21 protein-coding genes are annotated in these 23,397 nt (G+C 60.0%); 8 read left to right on the forward strand and 13 right to left on the reverse strand.

What is annotated here, in order from left to right; translation table 11 throughout:
- Positions 1-20: 20 nt before the first annotated feature.
- The 7 genes from uxuA to N434_RS22090 all read right to left on the reverse strand — a co-directional run bounded on the left by uxuA (position 21) and on the right by N434_RS22090 (position 7,461).
- Positions 21-1,229, reverse strand: a complete 1,209-nt coding sequence (gene uxuA / locus N434_RS22055; protein ID WP_110760310.1) for a mannonate dehydratase — start codon at positions 1,227-1,229, stop codon at positions 21-23.
- Positions 1,230-1,245: 16 nt separating this feature from the next.
- Complete coding sequence (locus N434_RS22060; RefSeq protein ID WP_110760311.1) at positions 1,246-2,292, reverse strand: L-idonate 5-dehydrogenase; 1,047 nt, start codon at positions 2,290-2,292, stop codon at positions 1,246-1,248.
- A gap of 321 nt (positions 2,293-2,613) precedes the next feature.
- A complete protein-coding gene (locus tag N434_RS22070; RefSeq protein WP_110760312.1) occupies positions 2,614-4,020 on the reverse strand; it encodes a TRAP transporter large permease in 1,407 nt (468 codons plus the stop codon).
- Positions 4,021-4,024: 4 nt separating this feature from the next.
- Entirely contained in the window at positions 4,025-4,597 is a 573-nt protein-coding gene (locus N434_RS22075) for a TRAP transporter small permease (RefSeq protein ID WP_020809476.1), read from the reverse strand.
- 60 nt (positions 4,598-4,657) lie between these two features.
- On the reverse strand, positions 4,658-5,632 hold the full coding sequence (locus N434_RS22080) for a sialic acid TRAP transporter substrate-binding protein SiaP (RefSeq protein WP_110760313.1): 975 nt from the start codon (positions 5,630-5,632) through the stop codon (positions 4,658-4,660).
- Positions 5,633-5,695: 63 nt separating this feature from the next.
- Complete coding sequence (locus N434_RS22085) at positions 5,696-6,412, reverse strand: FadR/GntR family transcriptional regulator (RefSeq protein WP_110760314.1); 717 nt, start codon at positions 6,410-6,412, stop codon at positions 5,696-5,698.
- Positions 6,413-6,774: 362 nt separating this feature from the next.
- Positions 6,775-7,461 (reverse strand): HAD family hydrolase, encoded by a 687-nt coding sequence (locus tag N434_RS22090; RefSeq protein WP_110760315.1) that lies wholly within the window; start codon positions 7,459-7,461, stop codon positions 6,775-6,777.
- Between the two features lie 406 nt (positions 7,462-7,867).
- Here N434_RS22090 and minC point away from each other — a divergent pair, with 406 nt between their 5' ends.
- Genes minC through minE form a run of 3 tightly spaced genes read left to right on the forward strand, consistent with a single transcriptional unit; the run spans position 7,868 to position 9,704 of the window.
- Positions 7,868-8,596, forward strand: a complete 729-nt coding sequence (gene minC, locus N434_RS22095; protein ID WP_065117667.1) for a septum site-determining protein MinC — start codon at positions 7,868-7,870, stop codon at positions 8,594-8,596.
- A 35-nt stretch (positions 8,597-8,631) separates the two neighbouring features.
- A complete protein-coding gene (minD, locus tag N434_RS22100) occupies positions 8,632-9,447 on the forward strand; it encodes a septum site-determining protein MinD (protein ID WP_046802075.1) in 816 nt (271 codons plus the stop codon).
- Positions 9,444-9,704 carry a cell division topological specificity factor MinE gene (gene minE, locus N434_RS22105; RefSeq protein ID WP_003506500.1) on the forward strand — a complete coding sequence of 87 codons (261 nt, stop codon included), beginning with the start codon at positions 9,444-9,446 and terminating at the stop codon, positions 9,702-9,704. The genes minD and minE overlap by 4 nt, the downstream gene beginning before the upstream one ends.
- A 42-nt stretch (positions 9,705-9,746) precedes the next feature.
- Here minE and N434_RS22110 read toward each other — a convergent pair whose 3' ends face one another.
- The 3 genes from N434_RS22110 to N434_RS22120 form a co-directional block, all read right to left on the reverse strand.
- Positions 9,747-10,649, reverse strand: coding sequence for an amino acid ABC transporter substrate-binding protein (locus N434_RS22110; protein WP_065117668.1), 903 nt, complete (start codon positions 10,647-10,649; stop codon positions 9,747-9,749).
- A gap of 69 nt (positions 10,650-10,718) precedes the next feature.
- The gene (locus N434_RS22115; RefSeq protein ID WP_110760316.1) at positions 10,719-11,612 is read right to left on the reverse strand and encodes an amino acid ABC transporter substrate-binding protein; all 894 of its coding nucleotides are present in this window, start codon (positions 11,610-11,612) and stop codon (positions 10,719-10,721) included.
- A gap of 30 nt (positions 11,613-11,642) precedes the next feature.
- Positions 11,643-13,961, reverse strand: coding sequence for an EAL domain-containing protein (locus N434_RS22120; protein WP_110760317.1), 2,319 nt, complete (start codon positions 13,959-13,961; stop codon positions 11,643-11,645).
- Positions 13,962-14,307: 346 nt separating this feature from the next.
- On the opposite strand from N434_RS22120, the gene N434_RS22125 reads away from it, so the two are divergent.
- A complete protein-coding gene (locus N434_RS22125; protein WP_110760318.1) occupies positions 14,308-15,666 on the forward strand; it encodes an amidase in 1,359 nt (452 codons plus the stop codon).
- A gap of 161 nt (positions 15,667-15,827) precedes the next feature.
- Here the strand turns inward: N434_RS22125 and N434_RS22130 are convergent, their stop codons facing one another.
- Genes N434_RS22130 through N434_RS22140 form a run of 3 tightly spaced genes read right to left on the reverse strand, consistent with a single transcriptional unit; the run spans position 15,828 to position 18,840 of the window.
- Entirely contained in the window at positions 15,828-16,469 is a 642-nt protein-coding gene (locus tag N434_RS22130) for a ThuA domain-containing protein (protein WP_003523774.1), read from the reverse strand.
- A gap of 17 nt (positions 16,470-16,486) precedes the next feature.
- The gene (locus N434_RS22135) at positions 16,487-17,587 is read right to left on the reverse strand and encodes a Gfo/Idh/MocA family protein (protein ID WP_110760319.1); all 1,101 of its coding nucleotides are present in this window, start codon (positions 17,585-17,587) and stop codon (positions 16,487-16,489) included.
- 53 nt (positions 17,588-17,640) lie between these two features.
- Positions 17,641-18,840 (reverse strand): ROK family transcriptional regulator, encoded by a 1,200-nt coding sequence (locus N434_RS22140; RefSeq protein ID WP_110760320.1) that lies wholly within the window; start codon positions 18,838-18,840, stop codon positions 17,641-17,643.
- A gap of 196 nt (positions 18,841-19,036) precedes the next feature.
- Between N434_RS22140 and N434_RS22145 the strand changes: the two genes are divergently transcribed.
- The 4 genes from N434_RS22145 to N434_RS22160 all read left to right on the forward strand — a co-directional run bounded on the left by N434_RS22145 (position 19,037) and on the right by N434_RS22160 (position 23,281).
- Entirely contained in the window at positions 19,037-20,338 is a 1,302-nt protein-coding gene (locus N434_RS22145) for an extracellular solute-binding protein (RefSeq protein WP_110760321.1), read from the forward strand.
- Between the two features lie 72 nt (positions 20,339-20,410).
- A complete protein-coding gene (locus tag N434_RS22150) occupies positions 20,411-21,349 on the forward strand; it encodes a carbohydrate ABC transporter permease (protein ID WP_110760322.1) in 939 nt (312 codons plus the stop codon).
- A complete protein-coding gene (locus N434_RS22155; RefSeq protein ID WP_035220775.1) occupies positions 21,342-22,190 on the forward strand; it encodes a carbohydrate ABC transporter permease in 849 nt (282 codons plus the stop codon). The genes N434_RS22150 and N434_RS22155 overlap by 8 nt, the downstream gene beginning before the upstream one ends.
- 17 nt (positions 22,191-22,207) lie before the next feature.
- On the forward strand, positions 22,208-23,281 hold the full coding sequence (locus tag N434_RS22160; protein ID WP_110760323.1) for an ABC transporter ATP-binding protein: 1,074 nt from the start codon (positions 22,208-22,210) through the stop codon (positions 23,279-23,281).
- The last annotated feature ends 116 nt before the right edge of the window (positions 23,282-23,397 follow it).

A 23,397-nucleotide genomic window follows, 5' to 3' on the forward strand; every position in this document is an offset into this window, starting at 1 on the left:
CCTGCGATCAATAATCTTGCTCAGCCTTGCCTGTTCGCCAGCCCGAAACGGCCATGCGACAGGGTGCGCTCGATGCCACGCAGCTCCGCCAGCCCTTTCAGCCGGCCGATGGCGGGATAACCGGGCTGCGCCCCGCGCGTCAGGTCGTCGAGGATTTCCTGCCCGTGATCGGGCCGCATCGGAATGGTGTGGTCTTCACGGCCTTCGGCGCGACGGCGGGTTTCCTCCGACAGAAGTGCGGCGATGACGGCGACCATATCGGTGCCGCCTTCCAGATGTTCATCCTCGAAGAAGGAGCAGGGCACGGTATCGGTGTCGCGCGTCACATTGCGCAGATGCACGAAATGGATGCGATCGGCAAAACGGTTGGCGATGAAGGGCAGGTCGTTATCCGCCCGTGCGCCGAGCGAGCCGGTGCAGAGTGTCACGCCATTGACGCGGCTATCGACCTGCGACAGCATATGGGCGTAGTCGTCTTCCGTTGAAAGAATACGCGGCAGGCCGAGCAGCGGCCAAGGCGGATCATCACCATGGGCGCAGATGTTGATGCCCACTTCCTCGGCAACCGGTGTCACCTCGGAGAGAAAATCGATCAGGTTCTGCTGCAGCCTTTCACGGTTGACGCCGTGATAGGAGCGCAGTTTTTCGAGCAGCTGGGCGAGCGTATAACCATCCGCCGAGCCGGGAAGGCCAGCGCCGATATTGCGCCCGAGCGCGGTGATTTTTGTATCCGGCATGTCGGCGAAGCGTTTTGCCGCTTCCTCCAGCAGCCAGCCCGGATAGTCGGCCCCGGCGTCCGGGCGTTTCAGAATATGAATGTCGAAGGCGGCGAAATCGGGAAGATCGAAGCGCATCGCCTTTGCGCCGTGTCTGGTTTCCCAGCGCAGATCAGTGCGGGTCCAGTCCAGCACCGGCATGAAATTATAGCAGACGGTGCGGATGCCTGAAGCGGAAAGGCGGCGCAGGGTTTCCTGCCAGTTGGCGATGTGATTTTTCCAGTCGCCGGTCTGGGTCTTGATATCTTCGGAGACGGGCACGCTTTCAACCACGTCCCAATAAAGCCCGCCGGCCTTGATGGCCTCATGCCGTTTGGTGATTTCGTCCACCGGCCAGACATCGCCCGTGGCGATGTGGTGCAACGCGCTGACGATGCCTTCCGCGCCCGCCTGAGCCGCATCCTGAACCGTGACCTTGTCGACCGGGCCGAACCAGCGCCATGTATGTCTCATCTTAAATCCTCAAATATCAGTCTGCGGAAAATGTCAGTTGCACCTTGCAGGCGGCGGAGCGATCTCCGGCCTGTTCAAACGCTGCCTTCGCCTCGCCAAGCGGGAAGCTGTGGGAAATGATCGGCCGCACATCGATCCCGCGCGTGGAGATAAGCCCGGCGGCGATGGCGAATTCATCATGGAAACGCTGCGAGCCGCGCCAGAGGATTTCCTTGCCCACCAATGCATTGAGCGGAATGGTGATGTCGCCGGTGACGCCCACCTGCACGATGGTGCCGCGCGGGCGCACGCAGGCAAAGGCGGTGCGAAGCGCGGGTGCTGCGGCGGAGCAATCGAAAATGACGTCGAAATACCCCTTGTTTTCCTGATAGGGCAAAAGCGCCTCATTGTCTTTTGCGACATTGATGGTGCGGTCGGCGCCCATGGCGGGTGCGCGTTCCAGCGCGGCATCGGTGAGATCGGTGGCGACGATGGTGCCGGCGCCGGCATGGCGTGCGGCGGCAATGGTCAGAAGGCCGATGGGACCGGCGCCGGTGACCAGCACCTTCGCACCTGTCAGATCGCCGGCCTGGGCAACTGCATGCAGGCAGACGGCGAGCGGTTCGGTGCAGGCGGCCTCGGCGGGCGAGGTCGCGTCTGAAAATGTTGCGCATTGTTTTGCCGGAACCACCAGCCGGTCGCGGAACATGCCCTGCTCATGCGGCAGACGCATGGCGCTGCCCATGAAGCGCATCTCGAGGCAATGGATCGGCTCGCCCTTTAGGCAGAACTGGCAATGGCCGCAGGGCTGCGACGGATTGACGGCGACAAGCTGGCCGATGGCGAGCCCGCTGACGCCAGCGCCCAAAGCCGCGATATGGCCGGATGCCTCGTGACCGCAGATGATCGGCTCGCGCACCCGCACCGGGCCGAAACCGCCATCCTGATAATAATGCAGATCGGAGCCGCAGATGCCGCCTGCGGCCATGGTGAGCAGCACTTCGCCGGGGCCGGGAGCCACAAGCTCCTGCGTTTCGACGCGGATGTCCTTAACGCCGTGTAGACGTGCCACGCGTGTCTGCATGACGATGCCCTTTCTTTAGGTGGTTGCACTGGACACGACGTTTGAAAATCATTTGACAATCCTGCGTGTGGCTTACCCCCCTCTGTCCTGCCGGACATCTCCCCCTCAAGGGGGGAGATCGTTCCTTGGCGATGTCTCGCACCTCTCGACGGTCGAGAATGAAGTGGCGAGAAAGCGTCTTGCTGATCTCCCCCCTTGAGGGGGAGATGTCCGGCAGGACAGAGGGGGGTGAGCCACACGCGGAATCGTCAATGATTTTCAACCATCGTGTACTGTGTTGAAACCCGCGCGGTGGCGACCGCGCGGGTGTGGATGTTTGTCTTAGCGGATCAGGCCCATTTCGGTCGGCAGCCACAGCGTGATGGTCGGAACGAAGGTGATCAGCAGCAGCGCTATGAACAGCGGCACCAGCCACGGCAAAATGGCCATTGTCGTGCGCTCGACGGAGAGTTTCGCCACACGCGAGAGCACGAACAGCACCATGCCGAGCGGCGGATGCAGCAGCCCTATCATCAGGTTGAGCGTGATGATCAGGCCGAAATGCACCGGGTCGATATTGAATTGCAGCACCAGCGGCAACAGGATCGGCACGAGGATGGTGATCGCCGCGATCGTATCGAGGAAGCAGCCGACGAACAGCATCAAGAGATTGACCAGCACGAGGAAAATCCACTTGCTGTCGGTGATCGTCAGGATCGCCGCCGACAGAAGCTGTGCGGCCTGACTGACGGTCAGCAGCCATGCGAAGACGGAGGCCGCCGCGACGATGAAGAGCACCGAAGCGGTCGTTTCGATGGTGTCAAAGGTTGATTTTGCCAGCGTCTTGAAGGTCATCGTCCGGTAACGGACAAGCCCGAGGAACAGCGACCAGAGAACGGCCGCAACGGCGGCTTCCGTTGGCGTGAACCAGCCCATGGTCATGCCGCCGATCAGGATGACAGGCGTCATCAGCGCCATCACGGCGGAGAAATCGAAATACCAGTCGCAGGCGAGCAGGATGACCAGCACGATCAGGATCGACAGGTTGAGCGACAGGCCGAATGCCGTAAGGATATAGATGCCGAGCGGCACCATCATGACGACGAGGACTTCAAGAGATGCGCCGAAGATGGTTCTGAGATTGAACGGCGTATCGGAGCCCCAGCCCTTGATATAGGCGAAGACCGCAACCGTGATCATCATCAGAAGCGTCATGACGACGCCCGGGACGATACCGGCCATGAACAGCGCGCCAATCGAGACATTCGCCATCATGCCGTAGATGACGAAGGGCAGCGATGGCGGGAAGATCGGCCCGAGCGTTGCGGAGGCGGCGGTAACGCCGACGGCCGCCTCGACCGGATAACCGTGGTCCTTCATGGCCTTGATTTCGATGGTGCCGATGCCGGCCGCATCGGCAAGCGCGGTGCCCGACATGCCGGAAAAGATCACCGAACCGATGATGTTGACCTGTGCGAGACCACCCTTCATCCAGCCGACCAGCGCGACGGCGAAGGAATAGATGCGTCCGGTCACCCCTGCCGTGTTCATGAGATTGCCGGCAAGGATGAAGAAGGGAACGGCCAGAAGCGGGAAGCTTTCCACACCCGCGATCAGGCGCTGCGCCGCGATGATATCAGGCGCGACGTTGTAAAACACGATGTAGAGCAAGGAGGCCGAGGCCATGGAAATGGCGACCGGCAGGCCGATCAGCATCAGCAGAAGAAATGAGCCGATAAGAAGCAGCATCTGATCAATCTCCCGCGCTCTGGAATTCTTCGGGCCGTTCCAGAACGGAATAGCCGCGCTGCATATTGGCGATGAACACCTGCACCGACCGGAAGAACATCAGGACAAATGCCGCCAGAACCGTGTAGAAAACGATGTTGCGCGGCAGCGCCACGGTGACCATCTCCTCATCCGCGACGATTTCCAGATAACGCCACATCAGCCAGGATGTGTAGGCGAAGAACAGGATGCGCAGCACATCGACAAGGATCGACATGGCGCGGGCCACCTGCGGCGGCACGTAGTGATAAAGCACATCCACCTGAATGTGGCGCGACATGCGCACGCACATGACCGAACCTAAAAACACGACGCCGATCAGGCAGTTGACCGCGATTTCTTCCGTCCAGGCGTAGCTGTTGTTGAGCACGTAACGGGTGAAGAACTGAAGGAACACGCAGCCCGTCATCAGCCAGAAAAGGCCGAGCGTGACCCAGTCCTCGAATGAATAGACCTTGAGATCGACCTCGGGCGGCGCCTCATCGAACGTATGGGCGAGTTCCTCAGGGGTGACCTGAGTATGGATTTCCTGCGACATTGAGATATCCCGTCTGGAGAGAAAGGGCGGTGCGGCAAAGGAGCCGCACCGGATCTTGGCTCACTTGACGGCGCGAATGGCTTCCCAGTCGGCCTTGTCGTAACCGAAGTCCTCGAACTTCACTTTTTCGATGACGTTCTTCTCGAAGTCGGCCTTGTCGACTTCGGCAACGGTCAGGCCGCGCTTCTTGAAGTCTTCGACGAGGCTTTTCTCGCGTTCATCGATGGTCTTGGTGGTCCGCTCGGCGGCTTCCTGCATGACTTCGGTGAAGATTTTCTTGTCGTCATCGGAGAGCTGCGACCACAGGTTCTTCGAGATCACCGTGTTGAGGTGGTCAACGATGTGGCCGGTCAGGACGATGTTCTTCTGCACTTCGAAGAACTTCTTCGCCTCAATGGTGGTCAGCGGATTTTCCTGCGCATCGACGGTGCCGTTCTGCAGCGCCAGATAGACTTCCGCAAAGGCAATCGGCGTGGTGTTCGCGCCGCAGGCGCGCGGCATGGCCAGATAGGCCGGAACGTCGGGAACGCGCATCTTCAGGCCCGCCATGTCGGCGCAGGCGGCAATCGGCTTGTTGGATGTGGTGTGGCGCGTGCCGTAATAGCTGACGGCGGCGATGTGGTTGCCGGTCTTGTCTTCATAACCCTTGGCGAGGCGTTTGAAGATATCGCTCTTGGTATAGGCGATCAGATGGCTCGGATCGCGGAAGATGTAAGGGAAATAGGTGACGCCGATCGGCTTGAAATCACGTGCGGCAAAGCTCGAACCGGAGATGATGATGTCAACGGTGCCGATCTTCAGGCCCTGGTTGATATCGGCTTCCTTGCCAAGCTGCGAGGCGGGGAAAACATCCACCTTGTAGCGGCCATCGGTGCGCTTGGCGATTTCTTCCGCCGCCCAGACCGAATCGGTGTGGAACGGCTCGGAGGTCTCGTAGACATGCGCCCATTTCAGCGTGGTCTGTGCCTGCGCCGCCAGGGCGGAAAGCAGGATGGCGGCTGTTGCGCCCATCAAAGTCGACAATCTGATTTTCATTCTTAACTCCTCCCGAATTAAAGCCAGATGTGCTGTTTTTTCCGTTGCCGGTTGCGGCGACGGTCACTCTTCCCCGATCGTTTCCTCCCCGAAACTCTCGGAAAATCTCTTCTGCGACAGCGTCAGATGCTGCCGCATCGCCTCACGCGCACCTTCCGGGTCGTTCGCGGCAATGGCGTCGCGGATTGCGCGGTGCTCCTGCACGGCGAGGTTCCATGTGTGCGGTCCCTCGAAATAGCTGGCGAGCTTTTCGAAAAAGGGTGACAGGCTGCGCTCGTCATAGATCAGGCCGGTAAAGCGATTGAGCGCCGAATTGCCGATGATATCGGCAATGGCGGTGTGGAAGGCCCGGTCGAAATTGAGCGCCTGTGGCGAGCTGTCGAGCGCGCCGGCCATGCGTTCGATGATATCATCGAGCTTGGCGATGCACTCCGGTGTGGCAAGCCGTGCGGCCTCTTCCGCAATCGCACTTTCGATGATGCAGCGCGCCTGCAGGATTTCGAACGGGCCATGGGCATCCGGCACTGCCGGCTTTTCCTTGGCCTGCTTACCGGCTGCGCTGACATAAACGCCCGACCCCATGCGGATATGGATATGGCCTTCCACTTCCAGCACGATCAGTGCTTCACGCACCGTGGGGCGGGAGACGCCGAAGCGTTCCGCAAGGTCGCGTTCCGCCGGCAGACGCTGACCTTCGGTCAGTTCCCCGCTTTCGATGAGCAAGCGAATTTGCTCCGCGACCAGCCGGTAAAGGCGGCGCGGCTCCAGAGCCACAAACATGATGTCCTCCCAGCGTGAAAGTCTCCCCCGATCACGCAAGCGGTAAGATGGTCTTACCAATTTTATTAGGACGCATTTGTGCGGCGCTGTCAATTGGCCGTTTGTGGAAATGTCTGTGGGCTACGATTGCGAGCGGTTCGGCAGATCGGGCGGTTGTCGCATCCCACGCTTTCGCCATTCCGGCGTTGAGCGATCCCAGGTGTTTGCCTTGAAGGGGCTCTTTTCGCTGCGCGGACACGTCTCGGCCGGTTTCCGGCTTTAGGCCGGAATGACGGGAAAAATTCATTCCGGACAGCTGCTGCGGCTGACTTGTTTGCCGGGAGGTTGAGAATAAAGCCGCGGCATCCAGCGCGCGGCTCGCATCAGTTCCCCGTGCCGGCGAGCTTCAGATTGCCATTCTCGGCAACAATCACATCCAGCTCACCATAACCGCCGATGGAAAGATGCGGTGTTTCGATCGGGTGGGAATGGGTCACATTGATGACCACCACTGCGGCTCCCATGCGTTCGCCGGCCTGAATGCCTGCGGGAGCATCCTCGAAGACAACGCAGTGCTCCGGCGCAACGCCCAGCCTTTCGGCGGCTTTCCTGTATCCTTCAGGGTCTGGTTTGCCGTTGACCACATCGTCTGCACAGATCATGACGGGTGGCGGTGTAATGCCGGCCGCGGCGAGCCGACGCTCGGCCAGTTCCCGCACGGCTGATGTGACGATGGCCCATTTTCCTGCCGGCAAAGACGCAAGAAAGGCTGCGGCGCCGGGTATCTGAATGATGCCCTCCACATCATCCATCTCGGCGCGCAGTATCATGTCGGCCTCCTTATCCACATCGAGGCCGGGAACGGCCTCGCGGCGGATCACCTCCGAGGCCCGCATGCCGTGAATGCGCTGCAGGAAGGCATCAGGTTCTATGCCGTTTGCAACGGCCCACTCCCGCCAGACGCGCTCCACAACCGCAATCGAATTGACCAGTGTTCCGTCCATGTCGAACAGGAAGGCGGCGTAATCCTGCGAAAATATCTGGTCCTGCGGCGGGACTTTGCTGTGCATCTCATTCTTCCATTGGAGGTATCGGGATCGCCTGTCTCTACAGCATCGAAGGGCATAACGGAATCGCTTTTCCATCTGGAAGGCAGGGAATGGCTGTCCGGCGGCCAACGGGAGTGTTCCGGAATCGGACGCTTCATGTGTTTCGCGACTCGCCGGGTTAGGGTAGGGGCATGACGTGCCTTCCCGGCGCCGCAGGGCGTCAGGTTGCAGCAAGGATGAGCTGCTATCGTGAGTTTTTGCAAGCGATAGAAGTATGTGAAATCAAAAGATAATGGATGGATTTGAATGTTTCGGTTGAGAATTTTCGCGTTGGAATTTTCTTAACGAAACCGCCGCCCGAGGGGTGGCGTTAACCATTTGTTAACCATATTCGAGGTACCTAATTGTCAACGATTTGTTTACCAAGATGACCAAAGTGCTAACAGACCAGCGTTCGATCCGTATCAAAGGCCGCTCCTTCCTCGCAGTCGTGCTGTCCCCCGAATCTCCGGTCGATCAATGGCTGGAAAGGCTCGATGATCTTGCTGCCCGTTCCGCGGGCTTCTTCCTGTCGCGTCCGGTGGTGCTGGATGTGTCGGAACTGACGCTCGACAAGGCCGGACTGAAGGCGCTGCTGGCGGCGCTGACGGAGCGCAATGTCGGTATCATGGGCATTGAGGGTGTTCGCCCCTCGATGATCGAGCCCGGCATGCCGCCGTCGCTGAAGGGCGGAAAGCCGGCCTCCGATGTAGAGGTTGAGCCGGTTGCTGTCGTCGCCGACGTGTCGGAGGCAAAGCCGCAGGCATCGGGTGAGGTTCGCGCGGTGGTGCAGTCGCTGGTCATCAATGAACCGGTGCGCTCCGGCCAGTCGATCATGTTTCCCGAGGGTGATGTCACCGTCATCGGTTCGGTTGCCTCGGGTGCGGAAATCATCGCCGGCGGCTCGGTGCATATTTACGGTGCCCTGCGCGGTCGCGCCATGGCCGGTTCGCTCGGCAATGTCTCGGCGCGCATCTTCTGCCGCAAGCTCGAAGCCGAGCTTCTGGCCATCGATGGTGTCTACAAGGTTGCTGAAGATATTGACGACAAGCTGCGCGGCCAGCCCGTTCAGCTGTGGCTGGAAAACGATACGATCAAGGCCGCGAAGCTCGGCTGACAACAGAGAAACACACAGGAACAGGAGAGAGCCATATGGGGAAGGTAGTCGTTGTAACTTCCGGCAAGGGCGGGGTCGGCAAGACCACCTCGACCGCAGCGCTTGGCGCCGCGCTGGCGCAGAACAAGCAGAAGGTCGTGGTCGTGGATTTCGATGTCGGCCTGCGCAACCTCGATCTCGTCATGGGTGCGGAACGCCGGGTGGTTTACGATCTCGTCAACGTCATCCAGGGCGATGCCAAGCTGACGCAGGCGCTGATCCGCGACAAGCGCCTTGAGACGCTGTTCCTCCTGCCGGCCTCGCAGACGCGCGACAAGGACAATCTGACGCCGGAAGGTGTGGAATGGGTCATCAACGAGTTGAAGAAGCACTTCGACTGGGTGATCTGCGACAGCCCGGCCGGCATCGAACGCGGCGCGACTCTTGCCATGCGCCATGCGGATGTGGCCGTCGTCGTCACCAACCCGGAAGTCTCTTCGGTGCGCGACAGCGACCGCATCATCGGCCTGCTCGATTCCAAGACGCTGAAGGCCGAACGCGGCGAGCGCATGGAAAAGCACCTGCTCCTGACGCGGTATGATTCCGCCCGCGCCGAACGCGGCGACATGCTGAAGGTGGATGACGTTCTGGAAATCCTCTCCATTCCGCTGCTCGGCATCATTCCGGAAAGCACGGATGTGCTGCGCGCCTCCAACGTCGGTGCGCCGGTGACGCTGGCGGATGCACGCTGCGCGCCGGCCATGGCCTATTTCGACGCCGCCCGGCGCCTGTCCGGCGAGGATATCCCCGTCGTCATTCCGGGCGAGAAGCGCGGCATCTTCTCGAAGATCTTCGCAAGGAGGGCTGCATGAGCATCTTCAGTCTCTTCCGCAAACAGAAGTCGGCCCCGCTTGCGCGTGAGCGCCTGCAGGTGCTGCTCGCCCACGAAAGGGCATCGTCGGGTTCGGATCTCGTCGCCATACTGAGGGAAGAAATTCTCGGCGTCATCGCCAAACACGTGCAGATCGACAGCGACAGGGTGCATGTGAAGATGGATCGCGACGAACACGTTTCCATACTGGAGATCGACGTCGAAATTCCGCTGGGCGCTGATCTGCGCGCTGCCTGAGCTATTTTATGAAGACGCCGCCCACCCCACCGGGCGGCGTCTCTACTCCGCTGTCGTATCGACCGGCCTGCGGAACGCTTCGGCCAGATCGCCGGGCAGGGCCCGCTTCAGGTTGATGCCGTTCGGCGGTATCGGCGCATTGAACCACTTGTCATAGATCTTTTCGATTTCGCCGCTGGCATAGATTTGCCCCAGCGCCTCGTTGACCGCATCCCGGAAACCGGTATCGCCATGGCGGAGCATCAGGCCATAGGGCTGCGGCGGGGCAAGATATTCGTTTGAAATGGTATAGTCGTCAGGTCGCCCGGTTTCGGCGACGAAGGATCGCAGAAGAATATCGTCCATGACGAAGGCCGAGGCGCGGTTTTCCGTCACCATGTCGAAACCGCCTTCGGTACTGTCATTCTGCAGAACGGCGATATTCAGCCCCAGCTTGCGGTTGAGAACGTTCAATTGGCTGATATTGATGGTTCCCGTCGTCACCACCACCGTGCGGCCGGCAAGATCGGCAACCGTGTTCAGGCCGCTTGCCTTGAGCGCGACATAACGGGTGCCGGTGATGAAGTGGCTGTAGGAAAACCATACCGCCTTGCGCCTCTCCTCCGTATTGGTGCTCGCCACACATTCCATGTCGATCGTGCCGTCATTGAGAAGCGTGATACGGTTGCTTGGCGTGCGCTTGACGAACTCGGCCTTCAGTTCCGGCAGGCCCAGTTTCTTCTTGATGGAATCGGCCACCCTCAGGCAAAGCTCGATGCTGTAGCCGATCGGTTCCGGGCCACTCCCCAAATAGGAAAAGGGAATGTTGCGGTCGGCATAACCCAGCCGGATGATGCCGGTTCTGGCAATGGTTTCGAGCGTTGGCGGCTGGTTGTCCTCGCTCACGGCCGGGGTGGATAAAAGGCTTAAAATCCCGAATGCAAGCCACAATGTCGATCTCTGCATCGCGCATCTCCAGCTAAAATGGTCTGTCAAAACGTGTCTTCATAAAAATCGAGGCGGGAGGGGAGACCCTCAGTCCCGGTATTCATTCGGGTGTCCGTAGGCCTGTTTCAGGGCGGCGGCCATTGGCAGGTTCAGGTTCATGCCGTTGGGCGGAATGGGTTTGGTGAACCATTTTTCATAGAGTCCGTGAATGGTCGGGCCGGTGAAGATCTGCCGCAGGCTTTCATTGACGACAGCCTTGAAGGCCGGATCGTCGCGCCGGAAGACCAGCCCATAGGGCTCGGGCGCGCTCAGCGTTTCCTCGGACAGCGCATAGAGGTCCGGATTGTCGGATGTCGCCGCCAGTGCCGCCAGCAGGATACCATCCATGACGAAGGCGGAAGCCTTGCCGGAAACGACGAGCTCGAAGGCCTCTTCGTTGGTTTTTGTCGGCATGACCGAGATATTGAGGTTCTTTTCGCGGTTCACGGCATTCAGCTGTTCGATATTGACGGTGCCGGAGGCGGATGTGACGGAACGGCCCGCCAGATCGGCAAGGCTTTTCAGATTGTCCTGCCTGCGCGAGAGAAACTGGGTGGCGGTCATGAAATTCGGATAGGAAAAATCCACGATTTTCCGGCGCTCGCTATTATTGGTCGTGGCGGCGCATTCGATATCGATCTGGCCGCTGCGCACGAGGATGAAGCGGGTGGCGGGCGTGGCCTTGACATATTCGAGGTCGATCCTGTCGAGCTTCAGCTGCTTGCGGATATCCTCGCTGATCGCGCGACAGAGATCGGTCGAAAAACCCGTTACCTGCCCATCCGGTAACTGGTAGGAAAAAGGCGGTTCGGCTTCGCGATAACCGATGCGGATTTTCGCGGTCCTGGCAATCTGCTGCAGCGTGTCGCCTTCGCCGGCGGCCTGCAGCGGGGTGATGGGGGCAAAGCATGTGAGGAAAAGGCAAAATACTGCAAGACGCATTTTATGTCCTTTTGGCCGGCGGCCGGTTTCTCAAATCGCTTTTTGTGGTGGGCAATAATTGTCCTGGGTCGGTTGTCCAGCGCCGCCAAATTCGTCGTTCCCGATCGGAGCGATGACGGCGCGGTTCTTGAGTATCCGGGCAAGCGGGGCTGGCTCGGCGAAATAATAGCCCTGCGCTTCGTCGCATCCGGAAAGTTTGAGGGCCTCGAGCTGCTGGCTGTCTTCCACACCCTCGGCCGTCACCTTCAGGCCGATCTGCTCTGCCATGTCGATGATGGTGTTGACGATCGCCGAACACATGGGATTGGCGGGCAGGCCGGAGACGAATTCGCGATCGATCTTGATCTTGTCGAAGGCCACATGCGTCAATGTGCTCAATCCGGCGTAACCGGTGCCGAAATCGTCGAGGACAAGGCGGACGCCTCTTTCCTTCAGGAGCTTCAGGGCTCTGGCGCTGCTGTCGCGCTCCAGCATCGCCGTTTCCGTCACTTCCAGCTCCAGCCGCTCCGCCGGAAAGCCGGATGTTTCAAGTGCCCGGTCAACGACGGGAACGATGTCGTCATTACAGAGCTGGACTGCGGACAGGTTGACGGCGAGCCGGATGTCCTTCGGCCAGCTCATGGCGTCCGCGCAGGCCTGCGAAAGAACCCACTCACCCAATGGCTTGATGAAGTTGTTTTCTTCGGCAAGGGTGATGAAGCGGTCCGGGGAGATCAGGCCAAGCTTGCTGTGCCGCCAGCGGGCAAGTGCCTCATAGGCAACGATACGGCCGCTCTGCAGATTGACCACGGGCTGGTAATGCAGCTCGAATTCATGGTTTTCGAGGGCGGATTTCATGTCTATTTCCAGCGCATGCTTGTGCTGCGCCACCATGTCCATGCCCGCCTCGTAAAACACGAAATAGCCGCATCCCATGGATTTAGCCCGGTAAAGGCCGAGATCGGCATGTTGCAGAAGCTGTGTGGCGGATGTGCCGTGTCCTGGCGCGCAGGCGATGCCGATGCTGGTATCGATACTGATGTCGCTGCCTTCGAGGTGGAAGCTGCGCGAGACCGCGTGTACCACCCGGGCCGCGAGCATCGCCGCATGGCTCTCGCAGTCTGCGTTTGTCGATTGTATGATTGCGAATTCGTCGCCGCCAAGCCGGCTCACCATGTCGTCTTCGCCGAGCACGGAGGAAATCCGCGAGGCCACCGCCACCAGCAGTGCATCGCCGGCCGCGTGCCCCAGCGTATCATTGACGGCCTTGAAGCGGTCTAGGTCGAGCAGCATGACATTGAACGGCTGGCCGGATGCGGCAAGATGTTCGAGGCGGTTTTCCAGCGTCTTCATCAGCAGCACGCGGTTGGGAAGGCCGGTCAGCGCGTCATGGTGCGCCATGCGTTCCAGCTGTTCCGCCATGTCGCGTATCTGCCTCAGACGCCCGCGTTCCAGAACCGCTTCACGCAGCGTTTCGATGGCGGTGGCCATGTCGCCGATCTCGTCCCTGCGTTCCTGAAACGGCGTGACGGTATCGGTTTCCTCACGGGCGATCCGCAGTGTCGCCTGCACCAGGGCGGGGACGGGCTTCAGGAAATGCCTGGCAATCAGTGTCACGAGTACGCCGGTGACAGTCAGCACCACGATCAGCGCGGCGAGCGAATTGTAGATCAGCTTGCGTTGCGCACCATAAAGCGCGTCCGAACCGCCGATGCTGACGGCAACGGCGCCGATCGGTTTTTTCGTTTCCGTGCTGATGATCGGCAGCAGGCCGATATAGTGGCTGGATTCGCCAATCGTGGCAAAGCCGGTGGCAAAACGTGCCGCCACGGCATCCCGGGAAAAGATCGGATCGGTGGCAAGCGGCTTTTCAGCATCATCGGTGGCGTTGTCGAAGGCCGCGGCGATCTGGCGGAAACCGGAATCGGCTTCGTCATAGCGGAAAAGCCAGACGGCATTTTTGGTCTGGGCGCCGATGAGGGCAAGAACGTCGCTCGGATTGAAGCCGGTAACGAGAATGGATTCGTCGTCGCCGATCGGTTTGTCGGTCAATATGCCGTTGACCTGCCCGTCGGCATCGGCGGTGACGCTGACATAGGTATAGATGCTGCGCAAAGTGGCGCTGGCGATCTGCGAATTGACGCGGGCCTGGTTGAGCCATTGCTCGCTGGCGGCTGCAACGAACATGTACCAGCCGACAAGTGCGCCGATGCTGTAGGAAAAGATCACGCCGCCCAGAAATATCAGGGTTATCTTGCTGGCAAGCGAGCGCCGCCGCGACAACCGGCCCGTCTCCGGCTGCGTCGTTGAGCGAAGCATGTGCCCGGGTTCAACCTGTCTATCCGTCCCGCGATAGGCAGTCTCTTCCATTCGCGATAGTCCCCCGCGATGTCGCGTTATGATTGTTTTATGGAATTTTTATAGGGCATGTATTTCAATGGTGTCTGCTAAATAATTCAACAAAGTTTAGATGCGATTAAGAATTAATCCGTCTTTTTATAGTCGTCGCTGATATAAGGCGCGGCGATCTTGCACCTCAGGTTGAAAAAACAGCCGCCGTCGGTGGGCGTTCATGTGCCAGTTTCAGCCAGCCTCCTTGCAGCTGTCCCGCACCCCGGTACCGATCTTTCGCCCGCAAACGCGCCGTGACCGGCCTTGCCAAGCCGCGGATAAACGGCATGTTGGACGCAATATGCCGATTTAAGGGAATGTCATCATGGCTCACACGGGCAAAAACATCGCGCAGCTTTCCATCCTCATCCAGAGCGGCCATCTTAATCCGCGCGCCCTGGCGGAAGAGACGCTCGACGCGATCCGTGGGCAGGACGATCAGGCGATTTTTGTCGGGTTGACGGCAGAGCGCGCCGTGGCGGAGGCGGAGGCCACCTCGAAACGCATTCGCGAAGGTCGCTCCCGTGGTCTGCTCGACGGTATTCCGGTTGCCTGGAAGGATCTTTTCGATCTCGAGGGCATGGCGACCACGGCCGGGTCGAAGGTGCTTGCAGATGCCACTGTTGCGGCCCGTGACGCGGATGTGGTGTCGGCGCTGAAGCAGGCGGGCATGGTTTCCGTCGGCCGCACCAATATGAGCGAGTTTGCTTTTTCCGGCCTCGGCATCAATCCGCATTACGGCACGCCGCGCAACCCCGCTGCGCGGGACGGTCACCGTTTGCCCGGCGGCTCGTCCTCCGGCGCGGGTGTGGCCGTGGCTGCCGGCCTTGTGCCGGTGGCGATCGGTACGGATACCGGAGGATCGGTGCGCATTCCCGCTGCCTTTAACGGCGTGGTGGGCTACAAGGCAAGCCGCGGCCGTTATTCGATGCGCGGCGTCTATCCCCTGGCGAAAAGCCTCGATTCGCTCGGACCGCTCACCCGCACCGTGCAGGATGCCGTCTGGGTGGATGCCGCCATGCGCGGCAAGGCCACGGCTGATGTGGCGCGCACACCTCTTTCCGGCCTGTCGCTGGTGGTGCCGGAGACAGTGTTTTTCGATGGTATCGAGGATGGCGTTGCGGCCGCCTTCGAGCAGGCGGTGGAGCGGCTGGTGCGTGCCGGCGCTTCGGTGCGGCGGCAGGCATTTCCGATTTTTTCGGAGTTGTTCGATCTTATCAGGGAAAAGGGCGCGCTGGTAACGGCGGAAGCCTTTGCACTGCATAAAGTCCGGCTGGAAGGTGAGGATGCCGCGCGTATGGACCCGCGCGTCGTTGCCCGAACGAAGCTTGGTGCGAATATCTCCATGCCTGACTATATCGCCATTCTCGAGGCGCGCGAACGCATGACGGCGGCGTTTTCCGGCATGGTCGGCAGGCACGAGCTTCTAGTCTCGCCAACATTGCCGCATGTCGCGGCAAAGGTCGCGCCGCTCATCAATGATGACGATGCCTTTTTCGCCATGAATGCGAAAACCCTGCGCAACACCCAGATCGGCAATTTCTTCGATCTCTGTGGTGTTTCGATCCCCTGCGGAACAGGCGAGGCAGAAATGCCGGTCGGTCTGCTGTTTTCCGGTCTGCACGGCACGGACGATCATGTTCTCAGCGTGGCGATGGCAGCGGAAGAGATTGTTCGGGGTTGAGGGGGATTCATCCCCTCGGGTTGTCGGTAACGTAAAAACCTATCCTTCGTCATCCTCGGGCCTGTCCCGAGGATCTGCTGCCGATTGATTTTTGATACGTGGTTAGATCCTTGGCACAAGGCCGAGGATGACGTCGCGTGGGGAGAGGACTCCCGACAACCTCAACGCGCCGCCCAATTGGCGCCACGGCGGAACATGGTTTTCATCTGCGGCACGGAGAACTCCTTGGCCTGATGGCCGAGCGCCGAATAGAAAACCCGGCCCTTGCCGTATTTGCGTTTCCAGACAACCGGCATCACCACGCCGTCGATCCACCAGGCATGGTCGCCGGTGAATTTTGTCGTCGCCAGCACCTCGTTGGAGGGGTCGACATGCATGTAATATTGCTCCGACGTGTAGGGGAAATCGGAAATTCCCTCCATCAGCGGGTCATCGGGGCGGGTGATGTTGACGTGATAGTCGATGATGTTGCCGGGATGGGCGACCCACTGGCCGCCGATCATGAACTGGTATTCGACGCATTCGCGGAAACTGTCGCCCGCACCGCCATGGAAACCGGCAATGCCGACGCCGTTTTCGACGGCGGCCGTGAGGTTCTTGATCTCTTCCTTCTCGATCTTCGACATGGTGACGATGGGCACGACGAGGCTCAGATCATGTACCGAAGGATCGGCGAAGGCTTCGGTTGAGTGCTCCACATAGACCTTGAAACCGTCCTCCTCCAGCATGTCCTTGACGATGGTGGCGCATTCCTGCGGCTCATGGCCGCTCCAGCCGCCCCAGACGATGAGTGCTTCGCGCATTTATTTTCTCCTCCGGATTATTTGCCGAGCTGGCCGTCGACCAGCGATGTTTCAAGCGGAGCAGGGCGCTCTGCCTTGGTGGTGATGGAAACGGTCGTGCCGCTGTCGGATGCCGTCTGGAAGGCTTCCATGACCTCCAGTACGTGCAAGGCCAGATCGCCATTGGCGCGGTGCGGACGGTTCTCGCGGATCGCATGGGCCATGTCGGCGACGCCGATGGAACGGTAATTGCCGTCGGCATAGGGTGACGACAGCGCCTGCGGCTCGAACTGGCCACCCTTTTTCAGCAATTGCACTTCGCCGCCGAAATGGTTGGGATCGGGCACGATCAACGTGCCTTCGGTGCCATAGAGTTCCAGCGGCACGTGTTTGTGGCCCGCCACATCGAAGCTCATGCCCACCTGCACCACGGCGCCATTCTGGAACGCCAGCACGCCGGAGACATGGGTGGCAACATGAACGGGAATTTTTTCGCCGTTCTTCGGTTCGCTGGTGATGAGGCGTTCATTGCGCGGCGCGATGGCGAAACCCGCAACCTTGGCGACCGGGCCGAACAGGTTGACGAGATCGGTGATGTAATAGGGACCCATATCCAGCATCGGCCCGCCGCCAACCTCGTAATAAAAGGCGGGGTTGGGGTGCCAGCGCTCATGGCCGGGGCACATGAAGGTGGCCGTGCCGCCAACCGGTTGGCCGAGCACGCCCTCGTCGATCAGCCGGCGTGCGGTCTGGTGCCCGCCGCCAAGGAAGGTATCCGGAGCCGAACCGATGCGCAGGCCCTTGGCCCTTGCCGCATCGGCAAGGCGTTTGCCCTCGGCGAAATTGATGCCGAGCGGCTTTTCGGAATAAGCGTGCTTGCCGGCGTCAAGCGCGCGCAGCCCCACCTCCACATGCGCCTTGGGGATCGTCAGGTTGACGATGATCTCCACGGAAGGATCGGCGAGAAGCGCGTCGATGCTGGTTGCCTGAAGGCCGAACTCATCGGCGCGGGCTTTCGCCGCCGCCTCGTTCATATCCGCAAGACCGCGAATGTCGAGAATGGGAAACGACGCCATGGCCTTGAGATAGGCGCTGGAGATGTTGCCGCAGCCGATGATGCCGATGCCGACCCTGTTCATGTGATTTCCTCCCGTAAATCAGAAATGTCTAAGCGCGCTGCTCTGCCTGTCGGCTAAAGCGCCGGCCCCGTCGTGTTCCATGGTGATTCGTAAAGCTCGTAGAGTGCTACGGCTGCCGCGCCCTGCGCCCACAACTCATCGCTCGCAACGTCGAAAACCAGCTCCGCGACGCCGGCCAGCGAAGGCGGCACAGCGGCGTTGTAGCTGTCGCGGATGCTGCTGATGAAGGGTTCGCCCAGTTCGAGGCTGGAGCCGGTGATGATGACCAGCGGCGGTGCAAACAGCGTGACGATATTGGCAAGTGTCAGGCCCAGCGCCGCGCCGGCGCGCAGGGCCGCCGCAATGAGATCGTGATCTTCAGCCGCAATCAGCGCATGGGCATGCTGCATGCCGCGACCGAGCCGGATCGCCTCGGCAAATCGCCCGTCCACGGGGCGCGAGCCTAAAATAGCGTTTTCGCCGGCCTGGCTCGCCAGACGCACTGTGCCTTCATTGGCTAGACCGATGACGAGGTCGCCGAGATTATGGCTGAGGCCGCCGGCACCGCGAAACAACTGGTTCTGGTGCAAAACGCCAAGCCCGAGCGTCTGCTCTAGCGAAATCAGCACCATGTCTTCCAGATCGCGCGCATGGCCGAACCAGTGGTGGGCAAGGGTAATGGCATGAGCGTCGCTTTCGATGATGGTCGGCGAGCTCAGCCGCGCCGTCATTTCCTCGGCGAAATTGACGTTCACCTCACGCAAAATCGGGCTGCTGCGGATTTTCCCGGTGCGATGCTCGATGACGCCGGGAAGGCCGAGACAGACCATGTCCACATCTTCCAGAGACAGGCCGGCATCGACCACGCAGCGGCGAACCCCATCCTCCACCAGATCGGCGATGACGCCAATCGGCTGGCGGTCGACACGGATCGGCAGGGCGAGGGTGGAAAGCACATTACCGCAGAAATCGGTGACAACGAAAACCATGCGGCTTGCGGCGATCTTGGCGCCCACCACGCGGGCGGCATCCGGGTTCAGCTCCAGCATCACCCGCGGCCTGCCGCGTGCACCTTCGGTGCGGATGTCACCGAGATGACGGGTCAAAATCAGCCCGTCATCAAGCAGCGAGGCGGTAATCGCCGAAACGGTGGTGGTGGAAAGTTGCGTTCTTTCGCTGATTTCCACCCGCGAGATCGGGCCGTGGCGGCGGATGCTGTCCAGCACGCTCAGCCTGTTGATCGCGCGCATTAATTCGGGGTCTGCGGTCTTCATGGGGTCCTGCTGCGATCGATGCCGGTTCGAGAACCGATTTATGTCGGGTTGCGGATTAAATAACGGTGTAGGGGAGGGGTGTGTCAAGCGGTTCGCGCAAAAAATCGGCGCGGCGCCTTGACATTGGGCGAGGCCTAATGTGAATTAATCCGCATTGGGGAATAAATGAGGAAATCCCCGAGGGAGGATCACCATCATGACGATTTGGCACGCAGGCGCAAGCCTGAGCGGCAGGCTGACAGGCTTTGCCGCAACGACAAGCATTGCTCTCATGCTCGGCGCCGCCAGCGCCTCGGCCGCGACGGTCGTTAAATGGATGCATGTGGAACTGGACCCGAAAGCCGTGGCCGTCTGGGAGGAGATTGCCAAGGATTTCGAGACCAAGCACCCTGATGTGGATGTGCAGTTGCAATTCCTGGAAAACGAAGCCTTCAAGGCGAAGTTGCCAACCCTCCTGCAATCCAATGACGTGCCGGATTTCTTCTATAGCTGGGGCGGCGGCGTTCTTGAGGAACAGTCCAAGACCGGCGCGCTGAAGGATCTTACCGAGGTTTTCGACGCCGATGGCGGCAAGCTGCGGCAGGCCTATAATGCTTCCGCGATCGACGGACTGTCTTTCGACGGCAAGGTCTGGGCCGTGCCTTACAAGGTCAGCCTCGTCAGCTTCTTTTATAACAAGGAGCTGTTTGCCAAGGCCGGCGTGAAGGCGGAAGACATCAAGAGCTGGGACGATCTCGGCGCGACGGTCAAGAAGATCAAGGAAGCCGGCATCGTGCCGATTGCCGGTGGCGGCGGTGAAAAATGGCCGATCCATTTCTACTGGAGTTACCTCGTCATGCGCAATGGCGGGCAGGCCGTGTTCGATGCCGCCCGTAAGGGCGAGGGCGAAGGTTTCATGGATCCGGCCATCATCAAGGCCGGCGAGCAGCTGGCCGAATTCGGCAAGCTGGAACCTTTCCAGCCCGGTTATCTCGGCTCCACCTGGCCGCAGGCGCTCGGCGTCTTCGGTGACGGCAAGGCGGCGATGATCCTCGGTTTCGACAATACCGAAGCCAACCAGCGCAAGAATGCCGGTGATGGCAAAGGACTTGCCGCCGACAATATCGGCCGCTTCGCATTCCCCACTGTCGAAGGCGGTGCCGGTAAGGCAACCGATACGCTGGGCGGCCTGAACGGCTGGGCAGTCACGAAAAACGCGTCCAAGGAAGCCATCGATTTCGCGACATTCCTGACCAGCAAGGAAAGTGAAGAGAAGATGGCAGCCGCCGGGATGATCCTGCCCGTTGCGACGGGTGCTGACGGTGCGGTGAAAAACCCGCTGCTGGCGGATTCGGCCAAGCAGCTTGCCGGCTCCACCTGGCACCAGAACTTCTTCGACCAGACGCTGGGCGCTGCCGTCGGCCGCGTCGTTAATGATGTCTCCGTCGAAATCGTCTCCGGCCAGATGAGCGCGGAAGAGGGCGCCAAGCAAATTCAGGATGCTTTCGAGCTTCGCTGATTGTCACCTGCATTGCGGCCGCCGCGCTAAAACGCGGCGCCGCGATATCTGCATAAAAGAAAGCGGATAGAGATGACGGATATTTCCATGACTTCTGCGTCCATACCGGCGCGCGGTGCGGCAAAGCCGAAGCGCAAGCAAAGTTCGGTTGCGCATGACCGGGCGCTGACCCTTCTGGTGTTTTTGCCGCCGGCATTGTTGCTCTTTACCCTGTTCGTCATCCTGCCCATGGGTGAGGCGGCGTGGTACAGTCTTTATCGCTGGAACGGCTATGGCACGCCGACGGATTTCGTGGGCTTAAGGAATTTTCAGGTCCTGTTCGGCAATGCCGCCTTCTCGCAGGCTCTGCTCAATAACGGCCTCATCATCCTGATTTCCATCCTGATCCAGATCCCACTGGCCATCTGGCTCGCCACGATGCTGGCGCACCGCATTCCGGGCGTCGTCGCCTTCCGGCTGGTGTTCTTTCTGCCCTATGTCCTGGCGGATGTGGCCGCGGGTCTGATCTGGCGTTTCGTTTATGATGGCGATTATGGCCTGTTTGCCGCCATTTCCAATTTCTTCGGCTTTGCCAACCCTTACGTGCTGGCCGACAAGGATGTGGCGATCTATGCCGTGCTCGGCGTCATCGTCTGGAAATATTTCGGTTTCCACATGATGCTGTTCATCGCCGGCCTTCAGTCCGTCGACAAGAACGTGCTGGAAGCCGCCGAAATCGATGGCGCTTCCGGCTGGCAGAAGTTCCGTTATGTCACCCTGCCGATGCTTGGGTCCACCGTTCGTCTTTCCGTTTTCTTCGCGGTTATCGGCTCATTGCAGCTGTTCGACATGATCATGCCGCTCACCGGCGGCGGTCCGTCCAACTCCACGCAGACCATGGTCACGTTCCTCTACACCTACGGCGTCATGCGCATGCAGGTGGGGCTTGGCAGTGCGGTCGGCGTCGTTCTTTTCGTCATCTGCGTGACGCTCGCCTTCGGTTACAAAAGGATTTTCATGCGCCATGACTGACACATCCACCTCCGTCCGCATGCCGCTGCAAACCAAGCTTTATCTCTATATATCGCTGAGCCTGATCGCGGCTATCGTACTCATCCCGTTGCTCACCACCGCACTTGGCGGCTTCAAGACGCTGGGAGACCTGCGCGTCAACCCGTTCGGCATTCCGGCGGAATGGCAATGGGCCAATTACGGCGATATTCTCTTCGGCAAACGTTACTGGCTGCAGATTTTCAATTCGCTGGTCATCGCGCTGTTGACGGTGTTCCTGACGCTCACCGTTTCGGCCATGGCGGCCTTTACCTTCGCGCATGTGAAGTTCTTCGGCTCGTCATTCCTGCTCAATTATTTCCTGCTGGGGCTGATGTTCCCGGCGGCCACTGCCATCCTGCCGCTGTTCATCCGCATCCGCGATCTCGGCCTGCTCGATACCTATTGGGGTGTGGTGCTGCCGCAGGTGGCCTTCGGGCTTGGCATGAGCATTCTCCTGTTCCGCAATTATTTCCGCAATCTGCCGGAGGAACTGTTTCAGGCTGCTTTCGTGGATGGCTGCGGTTATCTGCGCTTCTTCTGGCACATTTCCCTGCCGCTTTCGCGACCCATCGTCGCCACGGTCGGCATCGTTTCCTTCGTTGGCAGCTGGAACAGCTATATCCTGCCGCTGATCATGCTGAATTCGGAATCGAAATATCCCTGGCCGCTCGGCATCATGGTTTATCGCGGCGAATTCGGCACCGAGTGGCAGCTGGTGCTCGCCTTCATCACGCTGACGATCCTGCCGACCGTCATCGTCTTCTTCCTCGCACAGAAACACATCATCGCGGGCCTGACGGCCGGTGCCGTCAAATCGTGACCTGAAAGGAGCAAAACATGGCTTCCGTCGAACTTAAGGATATCGCCAAGTCCTATGCCTCGCTCGATGTCATCCACGGCATCTCGCTTGATATAGCGGATGGTGAATTCATCGCGCTGGTCGGCCCTTCCGGTTGCGGCAAGTCCACGCTTTTGCGCATGATCGCCGGGCTGGAGGAAATCACCGGCGGGGATATCCTCATCGGCGACAAGGTGGTCAACGGCATGACGCCGCGCGAGCGCAACATCGCCATGGTGTTCCAGTCCTATGCGCTTTATCCGCATATGACGGTGGCCGAAAATATGGGCTTCAATCTGAAGCTCGCCGGCCAGCCGAAAAACGTCATAGAGGAACGCGTGGCGGAAGCCGCCCGCATGCTCGATCTCGGCAAGCTTCTGGATCGTAAACCCTCGCAGCTTTCCGGTGGCCAGCGCCAGCGCGTCGCCATGGGCCGCGCCGTGGTGCGCAACCCGGCGGTCTTCCTGTTCGATGAGCCACTCTCTAACCTCGATGCCAAGCTGCGCGTGCAGATGCGCAGTGAAATCAAGGCGCTGCATCAGAAAGTTGGCACGACGTCGATCTATGTCACCCATGACCAGATCGAGGCCATGACGCTGGCGGACCGGGTGGTGGTGCTTAATCACGGCCGCATCGAACAGCAGGGCACGCCGCTGGAACTTTACAAGACACCCGCCAATCTCTTCGTTGCCGCCTTCATCGGCTCCCCGGCCATGAACCTCATCGAATGCGTGGTCGATGGCGAGGGCGATCAGCCCGCCGCCCGGCTGAAGGACGGCACCGCGATCCGCATTGCCGCGACACGCAAGGTCAAGCGCGGCCAGCCGGTGACGATCGGGCTTCGCCCCGAACATATCGGCTCGACCATTGGCGGCGATATCTCGCTTTCCGGCCGCACCGTGCTGGTGGAACCGACCGGTGCGCAGACCCATGTGGTCTTTGAACTGGCGGGTGATCAGGTGACGGCCGTGGTGGATGGCGAGCAGCTGGTGAAGGTCAACGCACCCTTTGCCGCCACCGTGCATCATGAGCGCGTGCATGTGTTCGACAGGGCCAGCGGGCTGGCGCTTTAAGCCTACTTCGCTTTTTTAGTGAAATAGCGAAATTCTCTCGCCCCTCCGCTTTTGGGGCTTGTCTGAAAATTACGAGCGGTTAGCTTGGCGCTGGGAGTCAAAGCGGTTTTACCGCT

The organism is Rhizobium sp. UGM030330-04, assembly GCF_003208455.1.
In the GTDB taxonomy this organism is placed as follows: domain Bacteria; phylum Pseudomonadota; class Alphaproteobacteria; order Rhizobiales; family Rhizobiaceae; genus Agrobacterium; species Agrobacterium rhizogenes_A.